Here is a 13901-nt window from a genome sequence, read left to right as displayed (position 1 = left end):
TCATTTTTTACTTGGTGTCCGTTTGCTTTATAAGGAGATGAATCATGGTATTTACAGCTAAAAGCCCCAAAATTAATATTGAAGAAGTTCGTGCCTTGTCAAAACTAGATGATTTGGCTTATGAGAAAAAATACCAGCGTGATCAAGAACTAGAAGCCATCATCCGTGGAGAAGACCAGCGTATTCTCTTGGTGATTGGACCATGTTCATCTGATAATGAGGATGCAGTCCTTGAGTATGCCAAGCGCTTGTCTGCCTTGCAAGAAGAAGTCAAAGATCGTATCTTTATGGTCATGCGGGTCTATACAGCCAAACCTCGTACCAATGGAGATGGCTATAAGGGCTTGATTCACCAGCCAAACGCGACAGAAGCCCCTAGTTTGATCAATGGAATCAAGGCTGTTCGCCAACTGCACTATCGTGTGATTACCGAGACGGGTATGACAACTGCTGATGAGATGCTCTACCCAGAAAACCTTCCTTTGGTGGATGATTTGATTTCTTATATGGCTGTTGGGGCTCGTTCTGTAGAGGATCAACAACACCGTTTTGTAGCGAGTGGAGCAGGGTTTTCGACAGGTTTTAAAAATCCAACATCTGGAAATCTCAATGTTATGTTTAACGGGATTTATGCGGCGCAAAATAAGCAGAGTTTTCTCTTCCTCGGCAAAGAGGTGGAGACGACTGGAAACCCTTTGTCTCATGCCATTCTTCGCGGTGCCTTGAATGAATACGGGAAAAATATTCCTAACTACTACTATGACAATTTGATGGATACCATTGCCCAGTATGAAAAGATGGGCTTGGAAAATCCCTTTATCATCATTGATACCAATCATGACAATTCGGGCAAGCAGTACATGGATCAAATCCGTATCGTTCGCCAGACCTTGATCAACCGTGACTGGAATGAGAAAATCAAGAAATACGTTCGTGGTTTTATGATTGAGTCCTATCTGGAAGATGGACGTCAAAATGAGCCAGAAGTTTTTGGCAAGTCTATCACGGACCCTTGTCTAGGCTGGGACAATACGGAAGCACTTGTTCGCGAAATCTACCAAACGCTAGGAGAATAAGATGGCATTTATCGAAAAAGGTCAAGAAATAGATATTGAAGCAATCAAGGCTGCAACTCAGCTGTCACCTGAAGTCTTGCGTTATAAGGAAGCACGAGATCGAGAGTTGGCAGCAATCATTTCGGGTGAGGACGACCGAATCCTTTTGGTGATGGGACCTTGCTCTTCTGACAACGAAGAGGCTGTTTTGGAATATGCCCGCCGTTTAGCTGACTTGCAGAAAAAAGTTGCGGATAAAATCTTTATCGTCATGCGAGTCTATACAGCTAAACCTCGTACCAATGGAGATGGCTATAAGGGTTTGATTCATCAGCCAAATGCTAGCGAGGCTCCTAGTCTCATCAATGGTTTGCAAGCTGTTCGTCAGCTCCACTACCGTGTGATTACCGAAACGGGCTTGACGACTGCTGATGAGATGCTTTATCCGTCAAATCTCATTTTGGTCGATGATCTGGTCAGCTACCATGCTGTAGGAGCTCGCTCAGTAGAAGACCAGGAACATCGCTTTGTGGCCTCTGGGATTGATGCTCCAGTTGGGATGAAAAATCCGACATCAGGCAACCTCGGGGTTATGTTTAATGCTATCTATGCAGCTCAAAACAAGCAGACCTTCCTTTACCATGGCCAAGAAGTGGAGACTTCAGGAAATCCCTTGGCCCACGTGATCCTTCGTGGCGCCATGAATGAATACGGAAAAAATGAACCCAACTTCTACTATGAGACCCTCTTAAACGCTATCAACCGTTATGAGACCATGGGACTTGAAAATCCCTTTATCATCATCGATACCAATCATGACAATTCAGGCAAGCAGTACATGGAACAAATCCGCATTGTTCGTCAAGCCTTGCTGAATCGTGATTGGAATGAAAAGATTAAAAAGACGGTTCGAGGCTTTATGATTGAATCTTACCTAGCAGATGGTCGCCAAAACCAACCAGAGGTCTTTGGTTGCTCTATTACTGACCCTTGTCTAGGTTGGGAAAATACTGTGGCCTTGGTAGACGAAATTTATACTACCTTAACAAAATAAGTGAAAAGGATGGAGTTGGGGGAATCTCAACTCCTTTTGATGAAAATGATAGTTGGACATGGAATTGACATCGAAGAATTGGCTTCGATAGAACGCGCAGTTACACGACGTGAGGGCTTTGCCAAGCGCGTGCTAACTGCTAAAGAAATGGAGCGCTTTACCAGTCTCAAAGACCGCAGACAAATCGAATATTTGGCAGGTCGTTGGTCGGCTAAGGAAGCCTTTTCTAAGGCTCTGGGAACGGGTATTGGCAAATTGACCTTTCAGGATTTGGAAGTCTTGAACAACGAAAAAGGGGCTCCCTATTTTAGTCAGGCACCATTTTCAGGCAGGATTTGGCTATCGATCAGCCACACAGATCAGTTTGTGACAGCCAGTGTCATTTTGGAGGAAAATCATGAAAGCTAGTCCACATAGACCGACCAAGGCTCTGATTCGTCTGGGAGCTATTCGAAAAAATATCCAACAGATGGGGAAGCATATCCCTAAAGGGACGCTCAAGTGGGCAGTGGTCAAGGCCAATGCCTATGGACATGGTGCTGTAGCTGTTGCGACAGCTATCCAAGACGATGTCGACGGCTTTTGCGTTTCCAATATTGATGAAGCTATTGAACTTCGTCAGGCTGGAATTAGCAAGAAAATCCTTATCTTAGGAGTTTCTGAAATAGAAGCTATTGACCTAGCTAAAGATTACGACATCACTTTGACGGTGGCTGGACTGGAGTGGATTCGAGCATTGCTTGCCACTGGGGCTGATTTATCTGGCTTATCGGTTCACCTCAAGATTGACTCAGGAATGGGACGAATTGGTTTTCGAGAAGCTAGTGAAGCTGAAGAGGCTCAAGACTTGCTCAAGCAAGAGGGTGTGTGTGTTGAGGGGATCTTTACCCATTTTGCGACGGCAGATGAAGCATCAGATACCTACTTTAATAAGCAGTTAAAACGGTTTAAAACTATTTTGACAAGCATGAAGGAGGTACCAGAGCTGGTACATGCCAGCAATTCTGCCACGACTCTTTGGCATGCAGAGACTATTTTCAATGCAGTCCGTATGGGAGATGCCATGTATGGCCTGAATCCTAGTGGAGAGGTCTTGGACTTGCCCTATGATTTGACACCAGCCTTGAGTTTGGAGTCTGCCCTTGTTCATGTCAAGACAGTGCCAGCTGGAGCTTGCATGGGCTATGGGGCAACTTATCAGGCGGATAGTGAGCAAGTCATTGCGACGGTACCAATCGGCTATGCGGATGGCTGGACACGAGACATGCAGAACTTCTCCGTCTTGGTGGATGGGCAAGCTTGCCCAATCGTCGGCAGGGTTTCGATGGACCAAATCACGATTCGCTTGCCTAAGGTTTACCCGCTAGGAACCAAGGTAATCTTGATCGGCTCTGACGGAGATAAGGAAATCACAGCTACTCAGGTAGCAGTCTACCGTGGCAGCATTAACTATGAGGTGGTTTGTCTTCTCAGCGATCGCATTCCTAGAGAATATTATTAAAACAAAGAAAGGAGTGGAGCATGAATCTACATCAACCCTTGCATGTCTTGCCTGGTGTGGGGCCAAAGTCAGCAGAGAAATATGCCAAACTAGGAATTGAAAACTTGCAAGACCTCTTGCTCTACTTTCCTTTCCGTTATGAAGATTTCAAGACCAAGCAAGTATTGGAACTAGAAGACGGGGAGAAGGCAGTTCTATCTGGTCAAGTCGTGACTCCTGCCAGTGTCCAGTATTATGGTTTTAAGCGTAATCGTCTACGCTTTAGTCTCAAACAGGGAGAAGTCGTTTTTGCGGTGAACTTCTTTAACCAGCCTTATCTAGCAGATAAGATAGAATTGGGAGCAACGCTTGCCGTTTTTGGCAAATGGGATCGTGCTAAGGCCAGTCTGACTGGGATGAAGGTTCTGGCTCAGGTTGAAGATGACCTCCAGCCTGTCTATCGTCTGGCCCAAGGAATCAGTCAGGCAGGACTGGTCAAGGTTATCAAGACAGCCTTTGATCAAGGGTTGGACCTCTTGATAGAGGAAAATCTTCCCCAGTCTTTGCTGGACAAATACAAACTCATGTCCCGTTGCCAGGCTGTTCGTGCCATGCATTTTCCTAAGGATTTGGCAGAATACAAGCAGGCCCTTCGTCGTATCAAGTTTGAGGAGCTTTTTTACTTCCAAATGCAGTTGCAGACGCTCAAGTCTGAAAATAGAGTTCAGGGAAGCGGTCTGGTTCTGAATTGGTCTAAGGAAAAGGTGACAGCTACTAAAGAAAGTCTTCCTTTTGCCCTGACTCAAGCTCAGGAAAAGAGTCTGCAGGAGATTTTGGCCGACATGAAGTCCGACCACCACATGAATCGTCTCCTGCAAGGGGATGTAGGAAGTGGAAAAACGGTAGTCGCTGGCTTGGCCATGTTTGCGGCAGTGACGGCTGGGAACCAAGCGGCTCTCATGGTACCGACCGAAATCCTTGCTGAGCAACACTTTGAAAGTCTACAGAGTCTCTTTCCAGACTTGAAACTCGCTCTCTTGACAGGATCCTTGAAAGCTGCAGAAAAAAGAGAAGTCTTGGAGACCATTGCCAAGGGTGAGGCTGATTTGATTATCGGAACCCATGCTCTGATTCAGGATGGGGTGCAGTATGCTCGTCTTGGCTTGATTATCATTGATGAACAGCACCGATTTGGTGTGGGACAAAGGCGTGTTCTGCGGGAAAAAGGGGACAATCCTGACGTTCTCATGATGACGGCGACGCCCATTCCACGGACGCTGGCTATCACAGCATTTGGCGATATGGATGTTTCCATTATCGACCAGATGCCAGCAGGACGGAAGCCTATTGTGACGCGTTGGATTAAGCATGAGCAGCTGCCTCAGGTCTTGACTTGGCTAGAGGGGGAAATCCAAAAAGGTTCGCAAGCCTATGTCATCTCTCCCCTGATCGAAGAATCTGAAGCTCTGGATCTGAAAAATGCCATTGCCTTATCAGAGGAGTTGACGGCTCATTTTGCAGGCAAGGCCGAAGTGGCTCTTTTACATGGTAAGATGAAGAGTGATGAAAAAGACCAGATTATGCAGGATTTCAAAGAGAGAAAAACAGATATTCTGGTTTCGACAACGGTTATCGAGGTTGGGGTCAATGTTCCCAATGCGACCGTCATGATTATCATGGATGCCGATCGCTTTGGTCTCAGCCAACTTCACCAGCTCAGAGGTCGTGTTGGTCGGGGGGATAAGCAGTCCTATGCGGTTCTCGTTGCCAATCCCAAGACCGAGTCTGGAAAAGACCGCATGCGCATCATGACAGAAACCAGCAATGGATTTGTCCTTGCAGAGGAAGATTTGAAAATGAGGGGTTCTGGTGAGATTTTTGGAACCAGACAGTCAGGTCTTCCAGAGTTCCAAGTGGCGGATATCATCGAAGATTTTCCGATTTTAGAAGAAGCCAGAAAGGTTGCCAGCTACATTAGTTCTATAGAAGGTTGGAAAGAGGATCCAGAATGGCGCATGATTGCTCTCCACCTAGAAAAGAGAGAACATCTGGATTAAGCCTTTTCTAAGAAATCTATAAGCTAGCTTTTAGGTTTGGGTCTTATGCTAGAGTCATCAAAAAGAAACGAGGACTCTCATATGACGATTAAAGTGACCAACCAAAAGAAATTTCAGACTTTCAAACTAGAGAAAGGAGCTAGCACCTATTGATACACAGAGAGCGGAAACGCTCTTTTTATTTTTATAAAATGGTCGGCTATAAATCAAACTTAGTCGAGTGATAAAAAGATATTAGTCTCCAAGCCTATTTACTCTTTGACTGAAGCTTGATATAATTGCCCCATCTGAGTAAGGAGGAGTGAAAAGAATGTTAGAAACCAGAACGATTGCTATCCAAGATAGGTATGGAGAACGATTTCAGCATTGTTGGGGATGTGGTCCCAAGAATGATTTAGGCTTACATTTAAAAACCTATCCAAGTATAGATGGAAAGAGTTGTATTAGTCGGATAAAGCTTGAAAATGCTTATACTGGTGGAGTTCCATCAAATGTCTTTGGAGGAATGATAGCCACTATTTTTGATTGCCATGGCACGGCCTCAGCAGCTTGGTTTGCCCATCATCAAAAAGGGTTGGAACTGACGGAATCTACTGTGATAGGACGTTTTATTACAGCTCGCTTGGAAATTGATTACCTTAGTCCTAGTCCAATTGAAGATGAAATTGTGGTCACTTCTACATTGGAGGAATTAGGGGAAAGAAAAGCAATTATTGCTATGGAGATGACAGTGGCTACTAAAGTCCGTGCCAAAGCCAAAATGGTAGCAGTTGCTGTAAAGGATCATATGTAAAACGGAAGATAAGATTTTAAAACTACTTTCAGACGATCGGTTTGAGGGAGGAGAATCTAAAATCACTTTCTGTTTATACTCAATGAAAATCAAAGAGCAAACTAGGAAGCTAGTCGCAGGCTGTACTTGAGTACGGCAAGGCGAAGCTGACGTAGTTTGAATTTGATTTTCGAAGAGTATTACCCTTCTTTCTTGCATTGCTTTCCCAGATATGCTACAGTTATGATAGCGATTACAAATCAAAAGGAGCATGCTATGAAAAATCCAGCTTTGCTAGAAGAAATCAAGACTTATAAAGGAAGGGATGAGGTTCCAGAAGACTTTGATGCTTTTTGGGATGAAGAGGTCAAAAAAGTTTCAGTCCTTCCTACCTACCAGCTGGAGGAAAGGGATTTTCATATTCCTCAAGTCAAGTGTTATGAGCTGACCTTTGAAGGAACCAATGAAGGCAAGGTCTATGCACGCGTCGTCCTTCCAAAGACTGAGGAGAAGGTTCCGCTAATCTTCCATTTCCATGGATACATGGGGCGTGGTTGGGATTGGACCGACATGCTAGCCTATACTGTGGCTGGTTACGGCGTTGTTTCTATGGACGTTCGAGGCCAGTCGGGCTATTCACAAGATGGCTTACGCTCTCCTTTGGGAAATACCGTTAAGGGCCATATCATCCGTGGTGCTGTTGAAGGTCGAGACCAGCTCTTTTATAAGGATGTCTATCTGGATATTTACCAGTTGATCGAAATTGTTGCTAGTCTGCCACAGGTAGATGAGGAAAGACTTTCTAGCTATGGTGCCTCACAAGGAGGAGCTTTAGCTCTGGTAGCAGCAGCGCTTAATCCTCGGATTCAGCGAACAGTTGCCATCTATCCCTTCTTGTCCGACTTTAGACGAGTGCTTGAGATTGGCAATACCAGTGAAGCCTATGACGAACTTTTCCGTTATTTCAAGTTTCACGATCCCTTCCATGAAACAGAGGATGAAATCATGGCAACTCTTGCCTATATCGATGTGAAGAATCTTGCCCATCGTATCAAAGGAGAGGTCAAGATGATTACGGGCTTTGATGACGATGTTTGCTATCCCATTACCCAGTTTGCGATTTACAACCGTCTGACTTGCGACAAGGCCCATCGTATCATGCCAGAGTATGCTCACGAAGCCATGAATGTTTTTGTCAATGACCAGGTTTATAACTGGCTCTGTGGAAGTGAGATTCCTTATTCTTATGTAAAAAAATAACTTTGAGAGGGCAGTAGCTCTCTTTTTCGTGTGAAAGGATGAGAAAGTACTTTCTGCAACAATAGAATAAAGTTAGATTTCTGAAAGTAAAATCTTTTCTATAGCAACATGGATATAAATTTAAGACTTGTTGTATAATAGAGTAAAAGTTAAGTAAGAAAGGAGAAGGAATTCTACTGTTTAAAACAGATGACAGTAGGGAGATGGAGGTAAGAATGAGAGAGCTCATTCATTTGTATTGCTTTTTTATTGTATAGTCATAAGGACTAAAAATTTTAGACAAAAAAGAAAGCGCTTTATTTTTATTAAAAATGGAAGGACGAACATGAATTACAAATCTTTACATCGGAACCAGCGATACGGAATTCGAAAATTTGCTGTTGGAGCAGCATCAGTAGTGATTGGTACAGTAGTATTTGGAGTAAATCCAGTCTTAGCTCAAGAGCAAGCCAATGCAGCAGGCGCTAGTACAGAAACAGTCGAATCTGGTCAAGGGCAAGGATTATCAGAGTTACCAAAAGAAGTGTCTTCTGGTAATCTTGAACATTTGGATAAGGACTTGGCTGGTAAATTGGCAGCAGCTCAGGACAACGGAGTTGAAGTGGACCAAGATAAGCTTAAATCACAACCAACAGAAGAGACTGAAGTCCCTGCGAATAAAACTGAAGACCCATCTGCAGAAGAAACAGAAGATGAAGGGGCAATTCCAAGAGATTATTATGCAAGAGAGCTCGAAAATGCAAATCCTGTCCTTGAAAAAGAAGATGTGGTAACGGATTCTACAAATGGGCAGAGAGTTGACCTTTCTGGAGAATTAGAAAAATTAAAGACACTCCAGAATGCTACAGTTCACATGGAGTTTAAGCCAGCCGCAAACGCCCCATCATTTTACAACTTATTTTCTTTATCAAGTGATAAAAAAGAAAATGAGTATTTTACGATGGCTGTTCTTAATAACACTGCCTTGATTGAAGGACGTGATGCGAACGGAAATCAGTTTTATGACAAATATACCGATGCTCCTCTGAAGATTAAACCAGGTCAATGGAACTCTGTGACCTTTACAGTTGAAAGACCAAGTGCAGAGCATCCAAATGGTAAGGTTAGACTCTACGTAAATGGTGTGCTTTCTCGCACTAGTTTGAAATCTGGTCGATTTATCAAGGATTTGCCAAATGTCAACCAAGCTCAAATTGGAGCAACTAAACGTGGAAACAAGACATTTTGGGCTTCAAATTTGCAAGTTCGTAATCTTACCGTTTATGATCGCACCTTGACACCAGAAGAAGTTAAAAAACGTAGCCAACTATTTGAGCGTTCTGAATTGGAGAGAAAGCTTCCTGAGGGTGCTAAAGTTACAGAAAAATATGATGTTTTTGAAGGTGGATCTAATCGCCAACCAAATAAAGATGGTATCAATAGTTATCGTATTCCAGCCCTTCTCAAAACAGACAAGGGAACTCTGATTGCTGGAACAGATGAGAGACGCTTGCACCATTCTGACTGGGGCGATATCGGAATGGTTATCCGTCGTAGTGATGACAATGGTAAGACATGGGGAGATAGAATCGTGGTTTCTAATCCTCGTGACAACGAAAATGCCAAGGATCCAAATGCACCATCTCCAGTGAATATCGATATGGCTCTGGTACAAGATCCAGAAACCAAGAGAATCTTTGCCATTTACGATATGTTCTTAGAAGGGAAAGCTGTTTTTGCTTTGCCAGGTCAAGCACCCAAAGCCTACGAGCAAATCGGAGATAAGGTTTATCAAATTTTGTATAAACAAGGGGAAACAGGACAGTACACTATTCGTGAAAATGGTGATGTTTATGATCCTCAAAATCAGAAGACAGACTACCGTGTTGTTGTAAATCCTAAGAAACCTGCTTATAGTGACAAGGGAGACCTATACAAGGGTGATGAATTAGTTGGCAATATTTACTTTGCTTATAGTGAAAAGAATATCTTTAGAGTAGCAAATACTAGCTATCTATGGATGTCATACAGTGATGATGATGGTAAAACTTGGTCTGCGCCTCAAGATATTACACACGGAATTCGCAAGGAATGGATGCATTTCTTAGGAACAGGACCTGGTACAGGTATTGCCTTGCGTACAGGCCCTCATAAAGGACGTCTTGTGATTCCGGTTTATACAACCAATAATGTATCACATCTAAGGGGTTCTCAGTCTTCACGTGTTATCTATTCGGATGATCATGGTAAAACATGGCATGCAGGAGCTGCAGTCAATGACAATCGTCCTGTCGGAAATCAAACTATCCACTCTTCCAATATGGATAATGCTGGTGCTCAAAACACAGAATCTACGGTTGTTCAATTGAATAACGGAGACCTCAAACTCTTTATGCGTGGATTGACAGGAGATCTTCAAGTTGCCACAAGTAAAGATGGTGGTGCAACGTGGGAGAAGGAAATCAAACGCTATCCTCAAGTTAAAGATGTCTATGTTCAAATGTCTGCTATTCATACCATGCATGAAGGTAAGGAGTATATTGTACTCAGCAATGCAGGGGGACCTGGACGTTACAATGGTTTGGTGCATTTAGCTCGTGTAGAAGAGAATGGTGAGTTGACATGGCTCAAACACAACCCCATCCAAAGTGGTAAATTTGCTTACAACTCCCTCCAAGACCTTGGAAAGGGAGAATATGGTTTGCTTTACGAAACAGCGGATAGCAACCAAAATGAATATACCTTATCTTATAAGAAATTTAACTGGGATTTCTTGAGCAAGGATATGATCGTTGCAAAAGAAGCTAGAGTGAAGCAAGCTATCGAAATGGGACAAGGAATTGTTGCCATGGAGTTTGATTCGGAAGTATTGGTGAATGAAGCGCCAACACTGAAATTGGCAAATGGCAAAACTGCTAACTTTGTTACCCAATATGATAGTAAAACTCTCTTGTTCTCAATTGATAAAGAGGATATTGGTCAGAAAATCACAGAGATCATTGATGGCCGTATTGAAAGCATCCATAATCTTGCCGTAACTGTAGCAGGCTCAAAAATTACCAACGGTGTTAATTCAGCTGAGCCAGCAGTTGAAGAAGTTCCGGAGTTCGCAGGTGGTGTCAATGCTGAGGAAGCAGCGGTTCATGAAGTTCCGGAGTATACAGGTCCAATGGCAACAGTGGGTGAAGAAGCAACTCCAACAGTAGATCAGCCTGAATTCACAGGAGGTGTAAATGCAGAAGAAGCTGCTGTGACAGAAAACCCAGAGTACACAGGTCCATTAGCAACAGTAGGCGAAGAAGCAGCTCCAACGGTTGAAAAACCTGAATTCACAGGAGGTGTAAATGCAGAAGAAGCTGCTGTGACAGAAAACTCAGAGTACACAGGTCCTTTGGCAACAGTAGGCGAAGAAGCAGCTCCAACGGTTGAAAAACCTGAATTTACAGGTGGGGTCAACGCTGTTGAAGCAGCAGTCCATGAACTGCCAGAGTTTAAAGGTGGCGTTAATGCGGTTCTAGCTGCATCTAACGAGCTTCCTGAATATAGAGGAGGCGCTAACTTTGTCTTAGCAGCTTCAAATGACCTACCAGAGTATGTAGGTGGCGTCAATGGCGCTGAGGCGGCAGTCCATGAACTTCCAGAGTTTAAGGGAGAAACCAAACCAGTCTTAGCGGCTGCAAATGACAAACTATCTCTAGGAAAAGATGTTACCTATCAAGCTCCAGCAGTTAAACAAACGGATCTACCAAATACTGGAAGCAAGGAAACAAGCTCACTGATTTCCCTTGGTCTTGCAGGTGTTCTTTTATCCTTGTTTGCATTTGGCAAGAAGAGAAAAGAATCGTAAGTAAAAGTATTTGAGTAATTCTCAGAAGAGATAGCAGGTTTTTCAGCCTGCTATCTTTCTTTATTACATTCAGGTTGATTCGAAATCATAAGAAGTCTGAAACTACTTTCAGGATAGTCTGTTCTATAAAATAGTTTTGAAACTGAAATCTATTCTATCACAATCTATTGAAAGCGCTTAACAAATGATATATAATAAGCCCATAAGAACAAGAAAGGGAGGAAAGAGGATGCCACAGATCAGCAAAGAAGCCTTGATTGAACAGATCAAAGATGGAATCATTGTCTCTTGCCAGGCACTTCCTCACGAACCGCTTTATACAGAAGCGGGAGGGGTTATCCCCTTGCTAGTCAAAGCGGCTGAGCAAGGTGGAGCAGTCGGTATCCGAGCAAACAGTGTTCGTGATATCAAGGAGATCAAGGAGGTTACGAAACTTCCGATTATCGGGATCATCAAACGTGACTATCCGCCACAGGAGCCATTCATTACAGCGACTATGAAAGAAGTTGATGAGTTGGCTGAACTAGACATTGAGGTTATTGCTCTGGATTGTACCAAACGTGAACGTTACGACGGTTTGGAAATTCAGGACTTCATCCGACAAGTCAAAGAAAAGTATCCACATCAACTTTTAATGGCTGATACCAGTACTTTTGAAGAAGGGCTAGCAGCAGTCGAAGCAGGGATTGATTTTGTTGGAACAACCCTATCAGGCTACACTTCATATAGTCCAAAAGTAGATGGTCCAGACTTTGAACTAATCAAAAAACTTTGTGAAGCAGGAGTGGATGTCATCGCTGAAGGGAAAATTCATACACCTGAACAAGCCAAACAAATCCTTGAATATGGGGTGCGAGGCATCGTTGTTGGTGGAGCGATTACTAGACCAAAAGAGATTACGGAGCGCTTTGTTGCCGGTCTTAAATAACACAATCTCAAAAAAGAGGAGAGTGGTTGATGCGTCGGAGAAAATGAAAACGTATACAAATATAAACTTGCTCATTATCCAATATGGATACGCTTATCAATTAGGAGAATACAAATGAAATTTAGAAAACTAGCTTGTACAGTACTTGCAGGTGCTGCGATTCTTGGCCTTGCTGCTTGTGGTAACTCTGGTGGAAGTAAAGATGCTGCAAATTCTGGTAGCGATAGCGGAAAAACAGAAATCACTTGGTGGGCATTCCCAGTCTTCACACAAGAAAAAACTGGTGACGGTGTTGGAACTTATGAAAAATCAATCATCGAAGCTTTTGAAAAAGCAAATCCAGATGTAAAAGTGAAATTGGAAACCATCGACTTTAAGTCAGGTCCAGAAAAGATTACAACAGCTATCGAAGCAGGAACAGCGCCAGACGTACTCTTTGACGCACCAGGACGTATCATCCAATACGGTAAAAATGGTAAATTGGCTGAGTTGAACGACCTCTTCACAGACGAATTCGTCAAAGATGTTAACAACGAAAACATCGTACAAGCAAGTAAGGCTGGAGACAAAGCTTACATGTATCCAATCAGTTCAGCACCATTCTATATGGCAATGAACAAGAAAATGTTGGAAGATGCTGGAGTTGCAAACCTTGTAAAAGAAGGTTGGACAACTGATGACTTTGAAAAAGTTTTGAAAGCGCTTAAAGATAAAGGCTACACTCCAGGTTCATTGTTCAGTTCTGGTCAAGGGGGAGACCAAGGAACACGTGCCTTCATTGCAAACCTTTATGGCGGCTCTGTAACAGATGAAAAAGTAACGAAATATACAACTGACGATCCTAAATTCGTCAAAGGTCTTGAAAAAGCTGCTAGCTGGATCAAAGACGGTTTGTTGAACAATGGTTCACAATTTGACGGTGGAGCAGACATCCAAAACTTTGCGAACGGTCAAACTTCATACACAATCCTTTGGGCACCAGCTCAAAACGGTATCCAAGCGAAACTCTTGGAAGCAAGTAAGGTAGATGTGGTAGAAGTACCATTCCCATCAGACTCAGGTAAACCATCTCTTGAATACCTTGTAAACGGATTTGCAGTATTTAACAACAAAGACGATAAGAAAATCGCAGCTGCTAAGAAATTCGTTCAATTCATCGCAGATGACAAAGAATGGGGTCCTAAAGACGTAGTTCGTACAGGTGCCTTCCCAGTTCGTACTTCATTTGGCAAACTTTATGAAGACAAACGTATGGAAACAATCAGTGGTTGGACTAAATACTACTCACCTTACTACAACACAATTGACGGTTTTGCTGAAATGAGAACACTTTGGTTCCCAATGTTGCAATCTGTATCTAATGGTGACGAAAAACCAGCGGATGCTTTGAAAACCTTCACTGAAAAAGCTAACGAAACAATCAAAAAAGCTACAAAACAATAAGCACTAAGTCAGATTGATTCCCCCTT

The 13901-nt window shown here is 43.1% G+C and carries 10 protein-coding genes; all 10 read left to right on the top strand.

Features of this window, described 5'->3' with window-relative positions; translation table 11 throughout:
• Nucleotides 1-44: 44 nt before the first annotated feature.
• A complete protein-coding gene (locus tag ACUW6H_RS04635) occupies nt 45-1076 on the top strand; it encodes a 3-deoxy-7-phosphoheptulonate synthase (protein ID WP_454361989.1) in 1032 nt (343 codons plus the stop codon).
• Nucleotide 1077: 1 nt separating this feature from the next.
• Entirely contained in the window at nt 1078-2109 is a 1032-nt protein-coding gene (locus tag ACUW6H_RS04630) for a 3-deoxy-7-phosphoheptulonate synthase (RefSeq protein ID WP_000864036.1), read from the top strand.
• A 45-nt stretch (nt 2110-2154) separates the two neighbouring features.
• Nucleotides 2155-2517: a holo-ACP synthase gene (gene acpS, locus ACUW6H_RS04625; protein WP_454362096.1), complete on the top strand. Its 363-nt coding sequence runs from the start codon at nt 2155-2157 to the stop codon at nt 2515-2517.
• Entirely contained in the window at nt 2507-3610 is a 1104-nt protein-coding gene (gene alr / locus ACUW6H_RS04620; protein ID WP_454361987.1) for an alanine racemase, read from the top strand. The genes acpS and alr overlap by 11 nt, the downstream gene beginning before the upstream one ends.
• Before the next feature lie 20 nt (nt 3611-3630).
• Entirely contained in the window at nt 3631-5646 is a 2016-nt protein-coding gene (gene recG, locus ACUW6H_RS04615; protein ID WP_454361985.1) for an ATP-dependent DNA helicase RecG, read from the top strand.
• 310 nt (nt 5647-5956) lie between these two features.
• The gene (locus ACUW6H_RS04610; RefSeq protein ID WP_000894824.1) at nt 5957-6439 is read left to right on the top strand and encodes an acyl-CoA thioesterase; all 483 of its coding nucleotides are present in this window, start codon (nt 5957-5959) and stop codon (nt 6437-6439) included.
• Between the two features lie 255 nt (nt 6440-6694).
• Nucleotides 6695-7678, top strand: a complete 984-nt coding sequence (locus tag ACUW6H_RS04605) for an acetylxylan esterase (RefSeq protein WP_454361982.1) — start codon at nt 6695-6697, stop codon at nt 7676-7678.
• Nucleotides 7679-8003: 325 nt separating this feature from the next.
• Nucleotides 8004-11504, top strand: a complete 3501-nt coding sequence (locus tag ACUW6H_RS04600; protein ID WP_454361980.1) for an SIALI-17 repeat-containing surface protein — start codon at nt 8004-8006, stop codon at nt 11502-11504.
• Between the two features lie 229 nt (nt 11505-11733).
• Complete coding sequence (locus ACUW6H_RS04595; protein ID WP_001135647.1) at nt 11734-12432, top strand: N-acetylmannosamine-6-phosphate 2-epimerase; 699 nt, start codon at nt 11734-11736, stop codon at nt 12430-12432.
• A gap of 114 nt (nt 12433-12546) precedes the next feature.
• Nucleotides 12547-13875 (top strand): ABC transporter substrate-binding protein, encoded by a 1329-nt coding sequence (locus ACUW6H_RS04590; RefSeq protein ID WP_049537111.1) that lies wholly within the window; start codon nt 12547-12549, stop codon nt 13873-13875.
• Nucleotides 13876-13901: the final 26 nt, after the last annotated feature.

This window comes from Streptococcus sp. 151470009-6 (assembly GCF_053628175.1).
Note: the sequence above shows the minus strand (reverse complement) of the source record. Positions and strands in the feature narration are given on the sequence as shown.